The sequence below is a fragment of the Arthrobacter sp. 05N428_2 genome, assembly GCF_056397065.1.
In genome coordinates this window covers 103,662-120,344 of sequence record NZ_JBFTMR010000002.1, presented here as the reverse complement: position 1 = coordinate 120,344, position 16,683 = coordinate 103,662, and the positions used below count along the sequence as shown (strand labels likewise).

General features: G+C 56.8%; 14 protein-coding genes and 3 pseudogenes. 3 read left to right on the top strand and 14 right to left on the bottom strand.

Annotated features, from left to right (window positions below; all coding sequences use genetic code 11):
• Positions 1-96: 96 nt before the first annotated feature.
• Positions 97-354: a hypothetical protein gene (locus AC1DGI_RS02250; protein ID WP_476897604.1), complete on the bottom strand. Its 258-nt coding sequence runs from the start codon at positions 352-354 to the stop codon at positions 97-99.
• 305 nt (positions 355-659) lie between these two features.
• On the opposite strand from AC1DGI_RS02250, the gene AC1DGI_RS02245 reads away from it, so the two are divergent.
• Genes AC1DGI_RS02245 through AC1DGI_RS02235 form a run of 3 tightly spaced genes read left to right on the top strand, consistent with a single transcriptional unit; the run spans position 660 to position 2,876 of the window.
• Positions 660-1,094, top strand: a complete 435-nt coding sequence (locus AC1DGI_RS02245; protein ID WP_476897603.1) for a hypothetical protein — start codon at positions 660-662, stop codon at positions 1,092-1,094.
• A complete protein-coding gene (locus AC1DGI_RS02240; RefSeq protein WP_476897602.1) occupies positions 1,036-2,103 on the top strand; it encodes a GSCFA domain-containing protein in 1,068 nt (355 codons plus the stop codon). Before AC1DGI_RS02245 ends, AC1DGI_RS02240 begins: the two co-directional genes overlap by 59 nt.
• Before the next feature lie 59 nt (positions 2,104-2,162).
• Positions 2,163-2,876 carry a hypothetical protein gene (locus AC1DGI_RS02235; protein ID WP_476897601.1) on the top strand — a complete coding sequence of 238 codons (714 nt, stop codon included), beginning with the start codon at positions 2,163-2,165 and terminating at the stop codon, positions 2,874-2,876.
• 257 nt (positions 2,877-3,133) lie between these two features.
• On the opposite strand, the gene AC1DGI_RS02230 is transcribed toward AC1DGI_RS02235, so the two are convergent.
• The 13 genes and pseudogenes from AC1DGI_RS02230 to AC1DGI_RS02170 form a co-directional block, all read right to left on the bottom strand.
• Complete coding sequence (locus tag AC1DGI_RS02230; RefSeq protein ID WP_476897600.1) at positions 3,134-3,388, bottom strand: transposase; 255 nt, start codon at positions 3,386-3,388, stop codon at positions 3,134-3,136.
• Positions 3,298-3,735, bottom strand: a complete 438-nt coding sequence (locus AC1DGI_RS02225) for a transposase (RefSeq protein ID WP_476897761.1) — start codon at positions 3,733-3,735, stop codon at positions 3,298-3,300. Before AC1DGI_RS02225 ends, AC1DGI_RS02230 begins: the two co-directional genes overlap by 91 nt.
• 79 nt (positions 3,736-3,814) lie before the next feature.
• Positions 3,815-3,967, bottom strand: a complete 153-nt coding sequence (locus AC1DGI_RS02220; protein WP_476897599.1) for a hypothetical protein — start codon at positions 3,965-3,967, stop codon at positions 3,815-3,817.
• A 25-nt stretch (positions 3,968-3,992) separates the two neighbouring features.
• A pseudogene (locus AC1DGI_RS02215) lies at positions 3,993-4,865 on the bottom strand (IS256 family transposase).
• 52 nt (positions 4,866-4,917) lie between these two features.
• Positions 4,918-5,010, bottom strand: a pseudogene (locus tag AC1DGI_RS02210) (hypothetical protein); the annotation flags it as partial.
• A gap of 167 nt (positions 5,011-5,177) precedes the next feature.
• Positions 5,178-5,549, bottom strand: a pseudogene (locus AC1DGI_RS02205) (hypothetical protein); the annotation flags it as partial.
• Between the two features lie 388 nt (positions 5,550-5,937).
• Positions 5,938-7,023 carry a glycosyltransferase gene (locus AC1DGI_RS02200; RefSeq protein ID WP_476897598.1) on the bottom strand — a complete coding sequence of 362 codons (1,086 nt, stop codon included), beginning with the start codon at positions 7,021-7,023 and terminating at the stop codon, positions 5,938-5,940.
• A gap of 2 nt (positions 7,024-7,025) precedes the next feature.
• Entirely contained in the window at positions 7,026-9,431 is a 2,406-nt protein-coding gene (locus tag AC1DGI_RS02195) for a glycosyltransferase family 2 protein (RefSeq protein WP_476897597.1), read from the bottom strand.
• 89 nt (positions 9,432-9,520) lie between these two features.
• Positions 9,521-10,870, bottom strand: coding sequence for a UDP-glucose dehydrogenase family protein (locus AC1DGI_RS02190; RefSeq protein WP_476897760.1), 1,350 nt, complete (start codon positions 10,868-10,870; stop codon positions 9,521-9,523).
• Between the two features lie 144 nt (positions 10,871-11,014).
• A complete protein-coding gene (locus tag AC1DGI_RS02185) occupies positions 11,015-12,922 on the bottom strand; it encodes a glycosyltransferase (protein WP_476897596.1) in 1,908 nt (635 codons plus the stop codon).
• A 3-nt stretch (positions 12,923-12,925) separates the two neighbouring features.
• A complete protein-coding gene (locus tag AC1DGI_RS02180) occupies positions 12,926-13,699 on the bottom strand; it encodes a hypothetical protein (protein ID WP_476897595.1) in 774 nt (257 codons plus the stop codon).
• Positions 13,700-13,736: 37 nt separating this feature from the next.
• Positions 13,737-15,032 (bottom strand): UDP-N-acetyl-D-mannosamine dehydrogenase, encoded by a 1,296-nt coding sequence (gene wecC / locus AC1DGI_RS02175; protein WP_476897594.1) that lies wholly within the window; start codon positions 15,030-15,032, stop codon positions 13,737-13,739.
• Complete coding sequence (locus tag AC1DGI_RS02170; protein WP_476897593.1) at positions 15,013-16,668, bottom strand: glycosyltransferase family protein; 1,656 nt, start codon at positions 16,666-16,668, stop codon at positions 15,013-15,015. Before AC1DGI_RS02170 ends, wecC begins: the two co-directional genes overlap by 20 nt.
• Positions 16,669-16,683: the final 15 nt, after the last annotated feature.

Sequence of the window (16,683 nt, the reverse complement as noted above, 5' to 3'; positions counted from 1 at the left end):
GCCGCCCATTATGAAATTGCAACCGCCCTCATTATTGACAGCTGGACTTTAGACAAATTGGCCGATGTGCGGCACGACGCGTTTCCGCGTAATCCCTCATATCCATTGGACTTTCTTTGTCTCGAACGGAATTATGAGTTGCGCGAGCGTGACGAAAACTTGCAGGATTTCCGGGATGCCATCCGGTCGTCCAAAAGCTGACGCGGCGGAATTGTCCGGACACCTCACAACTTCATTCCGTCCTCCCTGGATCTCGAAATGAGCGCCCGGCAGATTCTTATAGACGAAGCCGACCTCCTTCATGTGCTCGCCGATGCTTTGGCCGAAACGATGGCCTCCGCCGTAATCATCCACGGGGAGAGATCGTCGACGGTCCCGCATCCGACTATCGGCTGACCTACGGGGCTACGTCACGCGGAACAACGCTCGGCTTGAGTTCGGTATTCTTCCCAAAGACCGTGTCTACGTTGTCCTGGGGTCCTTCAAGGCGTACAAGGGTCTGAACAGGTTGCTAGATTCCCTGACGTGCCCTGTGCCGCTGGCCTATCCGTTCCCCGTACGCTGTTGGTCGCCGGTAAACTGGACGGCACCCCGGAGGTCGCCGAGTTTGCCGCGGGGTGCGAGGCAGATCCCAACGTCCTGATCGAAAGCAAAAAAGCGTGAATCATATTGTTCAGAACTACATGGGCGCGGCCGACATAGGATTGGCACCGTACACCCGCATGCTGAACAGCGGCGCGGTTCTGCCCTATCAGTCCTTGAACCTTCCAGGCATCGCCTCTAACTTCCGGATAATATGGGAGGGCATGCGGGTTGAAATCGGTGAACGGGTGCACGACAACTCGGCTGGGCGTCTAATTGGACCCTTCCAGGCGTCGAAGGGTTTTTCCAGAGCGGAACCCAAAAAAGCCGTGGGGCGGTATGCCGACCAGTTAAATTCTTTAGATCTGTCGCACAACTTCCCACACGTGGTCGTCGAAAAGCTCGACCAACATCTCGTCAAAGTTAGTGAAAAGGCCCGGAGGAACAGAACCTATGACGTCAATAGACGCCTCGATCGAGATCCAGAAAACGCGTTCCCCGTATCGGGGTAAACCTGCCAAGAATTTCTGGAAAACTGGGGTGCCCAAAGATGATGCTGAGGCGCTGAATGGTTTGCATGAAAGGAAATTTCCCATTGGCGAGTTCGATGCCGTTGCCACTGCTGGCAGTTGCTTCGCGCAGCACATTGCTAGAAACTTGCGGCTCAACGGTTTCAACGTCTTGGACGCTGAGCCCGCCCCGATCTCCCTCAGCGCGAAAATGGCCGAGAAATTTGGATTCGGCGTCTATTCGGCACGATTCGGCAACATCTATTACATTCGCCAGCTGCTCCAGCTTGCCCAGGAGGCCCTAGGCGAGCGAGAGCCAAGCAACTGGATATGGACAAAAGATGGGCGCTACTACGACGCCCTGCGTCCGTCCGTGGAGCCTGACGGTCTCACTACCCCAGAGTCCGTAAGGGAGCACCGAGAACAGCACATCGCCGCCGTCCGGAGGATGGTCAAGTCGGCCACGGTTCTGGTGTACACATTCGGTCTGACGGAGGGATGGGTGGACACTGCATCGGGAACCGTATTCCCCACGGCACCGGGCACCGTCAGTGGAGATTTTGACCCTGCTTTGTTCGAATTCAAGAACTTTGATTATACAGAAATCCTTGCGGACTTCGAAGAGCTGCGGCTCCTCCTCCATAAGCACAATCCCGGCCTGAAGTTTATTGTTACCGTGTCTCCGGTGGCTCTGGCCGCGACCGCAACGGATGACCATGTTTTGGTGGCCACGACCTATTCGAAATCCGTCCTCCGCGCGGTAGCGGGGGAACTTGCCCGACTCCACCCCGACATAGATTATTTCCCATCATTCGAAATCATCACCGGAAGCCAGGCGAAGGGCCGGTTCTGGGACGACACCCTTCGAGGCGTCTCACCGGAAGGCGTAAACACCGTAATGCGGCATTTCTTCCATTCCTACCCTCCGGTCGCAGCCGCACCGCCCAATGGACGTGTAAGTGAAGAGGAAATCCTCTGCGAAGAAGTCCTGCTGGAGGTGTTCGGAGAATGAAATATTGCTTTATTGGTGATTCCCATTTGGGTCACGTCATGCCCGCTTGGAATGAAAGCGTGGGCGACAGCGATTCGCACAAGGCCAGATTCCACATTGAACGCACCTTCGGAGAGCTACCGATGAGGATCCTCGACGGGGCGAAGGAGGTTGCACGCTTTGATGATATCCAGTGCGCACACTCTCCCGACGTTGATGTCAATTCCTACGACTTATTTGTCGTCTTCGGCATGCACTTTTCCTTTACGGCATTAGCCAAGACCTACGAGAAATTCAGATCTGAAGCGCACGAGCGCGATGAGCATTCTTACCTACTGTCGTCGGCAGCGCACGCCGCCATGCGCCATGACCTCTATGCGGGGTCAAAAGCAATGAGGGTCATCAACGCTTTGCAGCTCAACACGTCAAAGCCCGTCTTCTACGTCCAGCAGCCTCTTCCTCTGGAGTGGGTACTGGACCGCACCGAAGATCACCTACGCTTCTTTCGAAAGCTCTCGGACTCCCAGGATTTCGACAGCTTCCTAGCGGAGTATGAACTTCGGCTCCGCCAGCTGGAGGCCAGCGGAGTGCCTGTTCTAGCCCAGCCACAGTCCACACTGGGACGTCCCGGTTTCACGCAGGGACGGTTCGGGCTCGCCGATACTACGGACCTTGGTGCGGACAGCCCATATTCTAAGGGCGATTATTTTCACATGAATACCGAGTATGGCCGCCTGGTGGTCAAACAACTTACTGACCTGTCGATAGCGCCGGCTCTTAAGGAAACAACATGAGAATGCTTGATACCCGGATTTCCAGCCCTCGGTCCAAGTAGCACCTTGCAGCACCAACGGCTTCACCGGAGTTCGTGTATCGACCTAGTGACGTCAGTGCCCACTAAAGGGAACCTTGGAGGTTCTAGGGGGATGTGGGATCGTTTTTGGCTAGCAAAAGAATCGTGGTCCTGCTGGGACGACTGTTATTTGGCTCCTCGCGGTTCGTGGGGAAAGTCATCCCCGGATGTGTCAAGCCGTCGCCCGGACGGCGCTTCTCATGAGGATAATCGATTGGCGGTGCGTTTGATGTGTTTGATGCCGGTATTGTTGGCTTCGACCTTGCCGGTGGTGGCGCCGGTGACGATGAGGACTTCGATCTCGTTCCACCATTGGCAGAGCGTGCGGTAAACCTTGTTGGTCTCGGGCCGTCCGGCGTCCTCTACCAGAGTTTTGAGTTCGGTCGCAGCGGCCGCGTCGACCAGGGAGCTGGTGCGCAGCAGCGCCCCGAGCCGTTCTCTGACCTTCCACACGGCTTGGAGCTTGCCGGTCGGGTCGTCGGCGGCGAAGACCTCAGCCAGCCGGTGTCGCCGGCCCGCAGCAGCAACATCCGTTGGGCCCAGGCCTTGTCCATGCGGCGGCCCCGTCGGCCCTTGACCTGCTGGGACAGGTTCTGGCGGGCCTCGGTCATGGCCTGGTTGTCGAGGGAGGCCAGATGGAAGTGATCGACCGCGACAGCGGTGCGGGGCAGCCACATCCGCAGCGCTTTTCGGAACGCGGCCGACGGGTCGATCGAGACGACCTGCACACCGAGGCGCAACTGGGGCGGGCGGGCGAAGAGCCAGCGGCCGACGCCCCCGTGGTCCCGTCCGTCGACCATACCCAGGACATGGCCGGTGTCCAGGTCCACGATGGTCGTCATCCAAGGCTCGTGCCGGATCCATGAGCTGGATTCCGGGTTACGGAAGAACGAACCGGAATCGGTGTTCATCGATGCCCAGCATCCGCGGCTTGGGCTCGTCCACGTCGGGCAGGGTGAGGAGGCATGCTTCGGTCAGCGCGGCGCGGACTGTCCACCAGAACACCACGAATGCGGCAGCGGTCTCCGACACGGCGCCGCCGGAGCTGATGACAGCGTCAAAAATTGGTCCCGGAGACGGCAGGTGGATCGGACATGGCGCGGGACCTAGTCGGTGGATTCGAGGAAGGAGAACCGCGGACAGACGGGTTCCTCGCAGTGACAGCAGTATTTGAACCAGAGAACTTCCAGAGCGCCAGCGACGGGAGAGTCCGATGGAAGCGCCGTTCTTTCCTCCGCCTTGCGACAACATCGCAGTTCGGGCGGCCCGGTGGCGGTCCGTTTCGACAATGACCCGTCGCCTGCCGTCGTCCGCCGATGAACCGCTTCGAAGCCCGGAGCAGGTGCACGACGCAAGTCTGGACGGTCGCGGCCGGCCACGTCGCCGCGATCGCCTCAGGGAAGCCGGTCAGCCCGTCGCAGCAGACAATGAGCACATCCTTCACCCTGCGGTTGGCGCGCTCGGCACAGACCCCGGCCCAAAACTACGCGCCTTCGGTGGCCTCCACCCAGATCCCCAGGACAAGTTTGATGCAATCCATGTCCACGCCCACCGCCACGTGCGCGGCGCGGTACTGGACCTGGTGTCCGTTGCGTATCTTGACGACGATCGCGTCCAGATACGGGATCGGATACAGCGGCTCCAAGGGCCGTTTCTGCCATTCGAGGACCTCGTCGGTGATCTTGGAAATCGTCTCGTGGGACAGCTCCGTGCCGAGGGTGGATTCCAAGTGCTGCGCGATGTCCCGGACCGTTATCCCGCCGGCGTAAAGGCTGACAATCATTGTCATCGAGCCCACCGGTCCGGCGCGTACCCTTCGGGACCAGATGCGGGGCGAAGGCCCCGTCACGGTCCCGCGGCACGGCCAGGTCCACGTCCCCGCGGAGGTCCCGAGCGTCTTCGGATAGGACCCGCTGCGTGCGCTGGGCACGAACGGCCGACCGGATCGCCCTTGTCATAACCCAGGTGCCGGACAGCTCGGCCTGCAGTCCGCGCTTCAGCGGGGCCTTGATCAGCTGCTGGATAAAACCGTCCTTGCCGTCGAGTTCCGGCTGCCCGGAATCGATCTGCGGCATCAGCTCATCGAAGGCACCCGAAGCCTTCAACGCATCCATGCTCCCGGCCGCAGCCGCCCTGGGCGCAAGCTCCTCCGACAGCACCTCAAAGATCAGTCATAGCCACAATGATTCTCCAATCGATCAGCGACTACAGCCCCTCCTACACAAATCAATCTGACACCCCCTCCGTAGCCGAAGAGTTGCGAGTTCGCCGCGGTGCGTTCGAAGAGGGACAACGTCGCGTTCGAGGGAAGATGACGGAAGACCCCCGGTGAGGAACGCAGGATGTCCAGGTACGAGACATGTTCGCCTCCGGCGGCGAGCATCGCTGCCAAGAACCAACCAACCAGTGGGCCCGGCCGGTGCCTCGCGCCAGAGGGAACAAACGGTCACAGCCTGTCCTCACACAGCCTGCCGAGACCCAGGGCATCCATGAAGCTCGTGAGGACCGTGACCCCGGCATGGGAGATCAGCGGCCGGCCGGTGAACGTGACCGGAACGGACGGAATACACGGGTAGACTTTTGCATCGAAAGGGCACTCCTTCGGTCGGCAAATAACGGTCTCGACAACCACTATTTTCCCAGTTCAGAGGACTTTTCCGCGATTAAACGCCATCCCGGCCCACCCGTCATGAAAGCCTTGGGCTAGCGTCACTCGTCCCAGCAGGGCCATGGGCTCCTTCTCTACCTACGACACGGAATCAATTCCCCACCAACCACGAAGAGCCGGTTATCGTCGTGAGAAGTGCCGCCCGGGCGGCGGCCTGACACTCATCCGAGAATCCACTTCCTCACTAACCTTGAAGAGTCGGTTTTCCCTGTGTCCGCTGAAACAGTCCTGCCCGTCTTCAGCGCAGTAGCAGCAACCGAAACGCAGCCGAAGGCGCAGCAACGATGTTGGAAGGCTAGGCCTCGCTTAATCCGCTAAGGCGCCCATGAGATCGTCAGCTAGCTATTGACTCGAGGATATCGGCATAATCGGAGGACATCATATAAGGGGTGTACTGACGAGCGAACATTGTTGCATCAGTGGACGCCTTCTCGGCGTCATCGAATGCGGAAATGATCGAATACGCCAACTCCTGAATTTTAGCATCCGAGTGATAAAACTCCACCCATCTTTCGTCCCCAAAAACTGTCCTGAGCGGAGCCTGATCAGGAACCAGACACTTAGTTCCAAAGGACGATGCCATGTGAAGGGACCCCGAATTGAGCGAAGCACGATATGGAATGACGGCCAAATCCGCGGCCTTAAACCAATCAGGTGCCTGATAAGGAGAAATGTAATGCAGTTTGGAGACCGACTTGAGGGCAGGATCAGCCAGAGCATCCTGGACCGCCTGCTTCTCTGACGCAAGTGTACTGCCGGCCAAAAGCAGAGTGACGCGTGGATCAATTTGGGCAGCAAGCTTACATGCATCGATCAACTCAATGGCGCCCTTATAGGGCCTTATATGGCCGAACAGGAGAACGGCACGGGCATCGGTGGAGACGCCCAACTTCTTGCGGGCTGCAATTTTCGTTCCGGCCTCATCATACCAACCCCGGTAGCTAGAATGTCGCAGCAATACAGTCTTCTCAGGCGGGAGATCGTAAGACTCGGCGACATACTCGCGGGTTCGCGGGTTTATTGCCAGGATCAGATCGGCGACTGATCCCAGCCAGGCACAGAGTTCAATCTCCAAATCTTCGAACGGCGATTCATGCGCTAGTACGTTATGAATGGTCCATACCAAGCGCACTCCGCGATTCTTGGCACTTACGACAACGTCCTTGAATTGCTGCAGCCGGTGTTCAGCCTCGCGACGGTTTGGTGCCTCCTGGCATACGGGCGCCGTCCAATGAACGTGTATGACATCCCCATCGCCGCTGAGGCTGGCTTGGGAAGCCAAAGTGTCGACAGAGGTCGTCTTCACGATCCTGACGCCGCGAGACTTAGCAGCCAAGTACAAAATATCTTGATACGGATTGCCATCCCAGTACGGAAAGACCAGTATCCTGCGCGAGCTCATACCTAATTTTTCCTGCAAGTCTACTTTCCTTTCCTCGAGGCCATAGTCTGTAAGCGACGGCCGGCCCTTACTGTTTTGACTGCAGCCGCTCGCATCGGGGCTGGCATATGCTGAGCAAGCTTTCGGGCCCGTTTCATTCCGGGGGAAGTCAGACTACGGCTATAGACACTCAGGCCGTCCTTTGCTCCCGAAATAATCGCGTCCATACGTCGCTTATCCTCGATCGATCTCAAGTAATTGCTAATGCCGTGTTGTCGTTTCCTTGCGAAGGACGCTACGAGCCGCTGCGCCTCCGCGAACTCCGCTGGGCGCAATTTATCCAGATCCCGCAGAATGCGGTCAACGACGCCGCGTGCGAAGAGATCTTGGCGCCAGTCCAAGTCGAGATCATTGTACCCAAGGACGAGCAGTGCCTCCCGCCAGCCAAACATTTTGCTAAGCCGCAGATTCGGGATAGACAGAGCCTTTTCTTGCATATTTAGCAAAACGTTTACGTCCGCCTTCTTAATTAAGAAGTAGACAATCCTTTGCTGATCCGGTAGACCATCGAAAAATTCGTTCGGAATCTTGTTGATCACAGCGGATGCAGCGGAAATAACGGCGAGACCAGAATTTGTACGGGAATCGGGAGAATCAAAGAACGTCTTCAAGTGGGTCCAAAGATCATCCTGAACTAGCATTGAAAGGAAGGCGGCCGTTAGGGAAGCGTCATTCTTGCGTCGAACAGAATCCAGCGCGATATTCACTTGCTCGAGGTATCCCACCATGCTCGCCGTAGACCCTACCTGAGCAGACATCGACGTGGTACCGGGGCGTCTGCGATAGAGGTAAGAACAACCAGCGGCCACCTCTATAGAAGCTGCCTCCAAGTATGCGCGCGTCATCGGCACCAGGTCGTTTGCCCTTCGTACATCGGGGAACGAAATACGGGCCTCAAGAAAAAAGCTTCTGCGAAATAGCTTGTTCCAACAATAGCGGTTGAGCAATAACTCCGGCCTATCGGCAATTGTGATCGCGGAGGCGTCCCTGAAGAGCTCATTTTCAGTATTCGGCGACCAGCTATTGGTGACGCTAAACTGCATATAATCCATTACCACCATGTCAGACCCGCTACCGGCGAGACGGTCGATCATCGTCCGGTAAGCACCGTCGGCCACAATGTCGTCTCCGTCAGCGAAGGCGATATATTCACCAACGGCATGCTGGATTCCAATATTGCGTGCAGTCCCGCCTCCCGCGCCGAAAGTGTTGAAATACCGCACTAAGCCGGCCTCAACGAACTCACTAGCAACCAGCAGCGTATCGTCAGTGCTTCCGTCATCAACAAGGAGAACTTCGATCGAGTCGATGCCCTGCCGAAATATACTGTACAAGCACTCATCCAGCCAGGGCCCGACATTCTTAGTCGGAACAACAACGCTGAGTTGCGGTTCCCTAGGCAAATCCTCGGGGGTCTTGAATTGCAGGCTCAGGCCAAGATACAGCGACTTAACAGCAAGAGGAAGCTCATCAAATACGTCGGCAGGGACAAACTCGCGCAAGAAATCAATGAAATCCGCAAACTGACGTACAAGCGGAGGGGGCCACGCAAGGCTCATATGCTTGGCACGATTGTATGCTTCCGACTCGAGCATCCGCTTGGCGTACGCTCGCGTAACTTTTTCTGACGACTGCGCACGAATGACGTCGGCAACCTTGCCCGATTCTACGAGCCACTCGGAAACGAAACGATTCTCAAATAGCGAATTTGAAATGGCACCGTGTCGTCGCCGGTGCTCGTAGACATAATTGCTGACCACGTCTACTGAAGATGCGCGCGTAATGGCAACGGCACTGAACAATACGTCCTCGCAGGAGGTATTCTCGGAAAAGCGAATAGCGTTGTCACGGATAAAGTCCAGGGCAAAGATCTTATTCCAGGCAGTATGATCCAATATCAGATCCGGACACGACTCCACAGTCAGCCCCTGCTTCTTCTGCGAATAGATGCTCGAGCTGGTTGTCCAATATGTCAGGAACTTATCCGGGCCCGAATAAAAGTCGGCCGCCCTGCCCGCAACAATTTGTGATCCGCTGCTGCGTAGCGAGTCCATCATGACTTCAAATGCGTCCACGGGCAGGCGATCGTCACTATCCGGGAACGAGATGTAAGCGCCGCGCGCAAGCGCGATCCCTCTGTTTCTCGCCATGCCCAGACCACCGTTTTCGAATGAGTGGACCGAAAAGCGCGCATCGTTTAGGCAAAAGCCCTCCGCGATTTGCAGCGACGAGTCGGTCGATCCATCGTTGATTATTAGTACCTCAAACTCACTGAAGGATTGCCGCCGAATACTTTCAAGACATTCGGTCAGCCACTCAGCTACGTTATACACAGGAACGACAACACTTAGAAGTGGCCGCTCTGAGGACTCAGCTAGTTCGCTCATTGGCATTCTCCTGGAAAAGATCGAGAGGTGGGCAAAAGAACATCAGGGGGACGATCACTCACACTCCCCCGCCGTACGAAAAGTTACAGTCAGGGTGAGACGGTCAAGGAGGCTGGCTCCGAAACCCGCTTCTGCCCTAATGCAAGGACGTTCCAGCCTTGTGAGGTCCAGAGCGCCCCATCTATGACGTTACGTCCATCAAGGATCACTTTCTTGGCGACGAGGGGGCCCAAGTCATCCGGCTGCAGGGCTCTAAATTCGTCCCATTCCGTCAGCACTAGTGTCAGAGACGCACCGGTGACAGCCTCGTCAAGGCTGGTGGGATAGCTCAGCCGTGGAAACCTACGGGCCGCGTTCCTGCCGGCGATAGGGTCGTACACGGCCACATCAAACCCTCTTTCGTGCAGCCTGCTGGCTACATCCAGCGCCGGCGAGTCTCGCACGTCGTCGCTGTTGGGCTTAAAGCTAGCCCCCAAAACGGCTACCCGTTGCGGTCCGTCGTCGGAATCAAGGTGCTGCATGGCCAGACTTACAGTTCGGTCCCTGCGCCGCAAGTTGATCTCATCGACGCCAGCAAGAAAGTTCATTGTCTTGTCCAAACCAAGTTCACTCGTTCGCGCCTGCAGTGCGCGGATGTCCTTTGGTAGGCAGCCGCCGCCGAACCCAATGCCAGCGTTCAGAAATTTCCGCCCGATGCGGGCGTCATGTCCCACAGCATCAGCGAGCGTCCGGATATTTCCGCCAGTAACTTCCATAATTTCCGAGAAGGCATTGATGAATGAAATTTTGGTAGCAAGAAAGGCATTTGCAGCAACCTTTACGAGTTCAGCCGTTTCAAAGTCCGTCGTTATGACAGGCGTAGCCGCTGATATAGCTTGGCGGTAAATCTCTCGAAGAAGGTATTCCGAGGATTCAGATTCGGTGCCGAACACTAATCTATCCGGATTCAGGGTATCCTGTACCGCAAAGCCCTCCCTTAGAAACTCAGGGTTCCAGGCCACGTCGACATCGATTCCCCTATCAACGAGTTTTAGAGCCTCAGCCTGAAGACGACGCGCTGTACCAACCGGTACCGTTGACTTCCCAACAATAAGGGCGTCCCGGCGGAGGTGACTAAGAAGGCCTCCGAATGCCGAATCAATGAAGGTCATATCCGCTCGGCCATCGTCTTTCCGCTGCGGAGTCCCAACCGCCAGGAAATGCACGTCCGCCGAATCAGCCGCCTCGGCGATCGACGTCGTAAATCGCAACTTTCCAGAAGCAACATGCTTCTTTAGCAACTCCGGAAGAAGCGGTTCATGAAATGGAAGTTTTCCCGCGTTTAGGCTTTCAATCTTAAGGGGATCCTGATCGACCCCAAGCACGTCAAAGCCGAGCTCAGCCATGCAGACAGCGTGAGTAGCCCCGAGATATCCTGTGCCGATTACGGACAAAGACAGTGTCAACGAATTTCCCCCATTTAAAGTCTAGTGAGCATCCAAAAAGTGCCCCTGATAAGTATAGCTCTTCGGCCGTCCAGAGGTTCGCAAAACGACGTCTCCCGACCAGACGTGGGGCAAATCTCGGCCCCGAAGGTACAGACGTTATCGCCCCGTCCGTCCCATCCAGCTTGTGAATGCAGGCAGCCGTCCTGCTATTGGTCGGTGTAAGTCATTAACGTCGAGTTGTGGGGCCGGTTCGAACCCGTCCCATTGCTCCAAACAGTCCCGAAAAAATACCGAATTGTCGGCATTCCAAGTGTGAACGAGGTCCCCTTCTTGCGCCGTTCGTCGATTCATCATGTAGTTTTGGCCATGGTTTCTATAGACCGTCCCTCCCGACTTGCGAACCGCGTCTATGAGGGCCCGATCGACCGCGCTGGAAACAGGGCGCCAGCCTCCAAGAGAGAGCAACTGGGTCCTCGAAATCCAGAGTGTGCCTCCGGCAACGTGGTCCGAAAAAATTTCTCCCCGATGGTTCCTGCGAGTAGTAACATCAACCCCTCCTACATACGCGAACTCCACAGGACTTCCGACCAACATGGCATTTGAGTATTTTTGGGCGAGATAAAGATCTTCTAGATGGTGCTTTCCGTACCAATCGTCGTCGTCCATCTTTGTGACAAATTCGCCACATGCAGCGCGCGTCGCAAGATTGAGAACGTCCCCGAAGCGAACGTCCCCACCGGCCTCAAGCATAAGCAGCGGCCGGGGAAATGACTCGATCGCACGACGAGACGAGGCCGGCACGGTATCGACTCCGTGGAGTACGACTATCGTCTCGACCTCCTTCCACGTCTGTTTCGCGATCTGCTCCAAAATCGACGGAAGCATCCCAGGTCTCCGCGTAGCTAAGACAACACTCACCGTTGGAGTGGCCCTTCCTCCGAGACCGGCTTTTCGCCTTAGATGTCCCAGCCGCGCTTCCGGCAAGAAGCTCTTGAGCGCCATGCGTCTGCTGTTGATCGACAAGGATTCGCGCTCGATAGGCCTACAGGTCGCTCCTCCGAATGCCTCCACAGCCTCTAATACGCTCGGCCCCAACAAGTCCCGCACGTGCGGTGTTGCCCTTGAGAACTGGACGGGAATGCCGGCGCATGCAAGTTGGGAGAGCATCCGGGCAAAATCCCAATCGCTGCAATCGGTACCGCGGTCGAGCCGAACCAGGTGGAACTGCCGAAGAAACTTCACCTGCGCCTCGCCGAGCACCGTGAATCGCTGACCGTCCATTTCGCCCCGAGCGCCTACCGGCATACCACCAATAACCCAGCCGAAACCAGCGCCGAGGTGGCGCAGCTCGCATTCTGCAACAGCCGGGTAGGGATCAAACCCGGCCGGATTGTAGATCACGGGATCTACGGGCGGAAGCTCAAGCACTTCAGCAGTCACGCACGACGCTCCCGCCACTGAGAACGCACCAGGCGAGGCGCTTGGTTCATCTGACGAACTGGAAATGGCGAGGTCCACTGAATTTACTGGGTCAATGTCGTCGAAGGAATAGTCATTGCCTATCCATCCAGCGGATGGATTGCCGATTGCCCACGCAGCTGCAGCTGCGTCCGAGACGCCTATCTTGATGCAATCCGACGTTGTCAGGCCTAAAACCAAGCTTGATAGGATCCCGTGGATATCAAGCCAATGTACAGCACGTAATTCTAAAAACATCGCGTGGCTAAAGCCGGGAATTTTGCCCTGCCGGACGGACAGGGATTCCTCGAGAGTACTGGAAACAAGGCTAATAAAACCCGGCGCGGAATTTTCGACAATGATCCCAATATTATGGGCGCGCCCTTCCGTTGTGAAGAGAGGCAATAGGAGCCGCAATTGCGCGATTGATTCAACAATGACCACATACTCCGCATACCACGGCCCTGGGCTATTTTCCGTGGTGCACTCAAATCCATCTGCCGCTATTTCACGGTATTTCCAATCTTCAGTCTTCCAATCAGGAAAGGCGGCATCGAGAAGGGGGCCGAGGTTACCCGAACCAAGTGGAACGATGACGTGTTGCACTTTCTATTTCCTCTTCAAGCTGCGATACTTGCGCATTTGTATACGCCCTATTCCATAGATCGATAGTCTATTCCAAAGATCTGTGCTGCCGGGTCTAGCTAATGTCCGTGTTTTGGAAGTCAAAAGCTTTTTGAGTCTTGAAATCTCCCGTCGCAGTGCAACCAACTCTTCGTTCACAGCTGTCATGTTTAATTCCCGCTTTGCATCGAAAAGCATCACTTCCACGATGTGGCGGTCGGCGGCTCCCCTTCGGAAGAAGACTCGTGGCGGCGAGTCTCCGATTGCATGGATACCAAGCGCCTCACCATTTATCCACCGCTCACCGCCGCTGGCCCGGGCAGCGCTTTCGGCCTTTCTTGGGCCCGTCCGGTACAAAAAATCTGTGGACCAAAATTCAACTCCGCTTGGGACGTTGCTTACTGCTACGCGCACAACTCGGACTAAAGGTAGTGCCAGCGCCTGGTAGAGGGCCTCCATCGCATAGGGCGTCAGAATGACTCCTGAAGGCAGGATCATGGTTGACTGCGAGCCGTTTCCTTCCAATCCTTTGGACTCGATGATAGAGAACCTCGCGTCGCCTCCCAACCATTGCCAAATGCGAGCATCGGTCCCGACGACATTGTCTTCTAAGAGGGCCTCAAAGTCTTGGCAGCTAGATTTGAGCAACGAGACAATGGTGGCAACGACATCCTCAACGGAATTGCAATCCACAATAAAGATCTTGGTGCGGGGAAACCTCCCATGGGGCCCGAGATATGGGGGCAGTGCGACGCCCATCGACTCAAGCCACCTCGCTGTCGACCGTTCACTGTCCTCACCCGTTTGACAGCTCACGCCAGAATCCCCTCGTATCAATCAGAGTCTTGCCTTTCAGGGATAGACGATCGATGTCGCGGAACTTGTCATGATCCACGAGCAAAACAACAACGTCGGCTGCTTCAATGCCCGCTTCAGCTTCCACGAGTTGGACGTTGTGGAAAGCATCCAGGGCCGCTGGCAGTTGATCCGAATGCGGGGCTGCGACGAGAATCCTGGCCTCAGGCGCCGACTCCCCCAGCCGCCGAACAATCTCAAGAGCCGGGGACTCGCGCATGTCATCGATGTTGGCCTTGAACGCCAACCCGAGGGCTGCAATGGTGGGCCTATCCATACCCGACACCGCAGCCATCACTTGTGAGACGACGTGGGCGGGCTTCGCGTCGTTGACCTCGCGAGCGGTCCGGATGAGCCGGGAGTTAGTCCTGTCTGCAGCTACTATGAACCACGGATCTACTGCTATGCAGTGGCCGCCGACACCGGGTCCCGGTTGCAGTATATTGACACGCGGATGGTGATTTGCGAGTCCAATAAGGTCCCAAACATTGATGCGAAGGTTGTCGCTGATAATGGATAGCTCGTTAGCAAACGCAATGTTTACATCTCTATAGGCGTTCTCTACAAGCTTGGCCATTTCCGCGGTGGCCGCGTCAGTTAGATGAATGTCACCCTGACAGAAAACGCTGTAAAGGGCAGCTGCGGCCGCGGCCGCCTTAGGCGTGAGACCTCCAACGATTCGATCATTAGTGACCAACTCGATCATGATCCGGCCAGGCAAAACACGTTCCGGGCAGTGAGCGAACAAAATGGTTGGCCGGCCGCCTTCTCCGTGGAGGCTCAGATCAGGCCGAAGCTCAAGTACGAATTTCGCCAGCATTGCGGTGGTCCCGGGTGGCGATGTCGACTCCAAAATAATCAACTCACCTCCGCTTAACACCGGCGCAATGCCCTCGGCCGCGGACCGGACAAATCGCAAGTCTGCTGATTTGTCTTCCCCGAAGGGAGTGGGAACGGCAACGATGTAGGCATCAGCCGCCGGCGTTGTGGTCTGGGCGATCAGCGCACCCTGGCTAACTGCCCCGGCCACGTGGATGCCCAGGTCCGGCTCCACGAAGGGGACGTTGCCGGCATTGACCGCGTCCACAACAGTCTCATTGAGGTCGACCCCTACGACGGACAGACCATTGGCCGCCAAGATGGCGGCGGTGGGCAGGCCTATGTACCCGAGGCCAACTACGGCAACTTTCTGAACGGCAGACACGAATTCGCCCGGCTTAAATGTTGATGTGGTCATTGGGTTCCCCATAGAATTTCAGGCTTCCCGACGCCAAAAGTTTGGCATCGCTGATTTGCCAGGTGTGATCTGACCCCCCGCGGACTTGGAGGTAGTTGAAGCGGTCCGCCGAATAGATAGTCATGCCCTGCTGCTGGGCATTTTGAAGAAATGCCGTGTCCTCACCCAATCCCAATTGGGCAAAAGGGTTGTCCACAAAGACCTGCCGAGGCGCCATGATGGTAGGCCCCATAACAAAGTCCGTGTAACGGTGCTCCTTTTCCGCAAATCGGAGGACATTAGCTCGGGAGTTCTTAAGGTGCACGTAGTGCGCCTGTTTGCCTACGATGTCCGCTCCCGAGAAGCTGAGCGCGAAAAGCTGGTCGCTGAGATACTCCGGACCGTAGCAGTCGTCATCGTCCATTTTGGTGAGCACCTCGCCGCCAGCAGCGCCCGCGCAACGGTTGAGACACTCCCCCAGCGACACTGCGCGAGAAGCGCTGAGTACGACGGCGTTTTGCAGATCGAACACCTTCCGCAAGTCTGAGATCCTCCGCGCCGCAAGCTCAAAGCCGTGGGTCAGCATCACGAGCTCGGTTTGAACGCCGCACTGATCGGCCAGAGTTCGGAAGACTTGTTCGATTTTTTCCGGTCGGATGGTGGGAACGAGTACTGAAATACTGGGCCGTGAGACGGGCTTGGCACGCGCTGGCAGAACCTGTCCCAAAACCTGTTCGGCGCGATGGGAATACGTGTGTGCCTGCCAGATTTTTCGCTGCGCCAGGTGCGCGGTGCGGTCATTGAGCTCGGGGTTGTCGACCAGTGCTCGCGTGAGTTGGGCGGCGTGTTCCCGGTCGACTGCCACCGGAACTTCCTCTTCGGTGAAGTAGTTTCCAACGGCCTCACTCGGAGCGGTGATAACGGGTGTGCCGGCCGCGCTGATTTCAAAGATCCTGCGAGCGCACATGCTGGCCGAGTCGACGACAGAGTTGACGTTGAGGAAGACCTTGTAGGCCTTGTACGCGTTGAGCATCTGCGTATAGCTCAACGAGCCCACGACTCGCGTGCTCAACGGAGCCGGAAACTGGTAGCGGGCGTCACCACCGAGCCGACGAGAAAAAATCTCGAGCCCCGTAGTCATCCGGGCTGAGGCGTCCATGGCACCGCCCAAAAGTTGGTCCATTTGCTGGCGCCGGTCGGGGTATTTGTGCGAAAAGTACATGCCAGCAAAGGCGACGTCCCTGCTGTGTCGCCCGCGGCGCGGCCTCACCGGATTATGTACCGCCGGCTGGGCAGCGAACGGCAGGACGTCAATGCGGCTGTGGCCCAGATCAGCTTTGTACTGTTCCACTCGACCTGAATCTGATGTGAAGACGTAATCGAACAACTTCCCTGCGGGGAGGAAATCGTCATAATGGGGCGGATCTTCCTTATTCCAGAAGACCGTGGGCGTCCCTTGCTCCTTGCACCATTGCAGCAGTTCCCTGAATGGCGCGGCGGGGCCCGTAGGGCCAGCAATTTTTCCCCGCCAGAGACCGTTGTTGCCGGTCCACGCCGATTCTACAAAGAGCAAATCGATCTTGAGGCCGCTGAGGTCCTGGCGCCATGAGTTGGGATGAACGGCGTGAATCGACCATTCGTATCCGAATGCAAGCATGGAAAAGTCATCCAA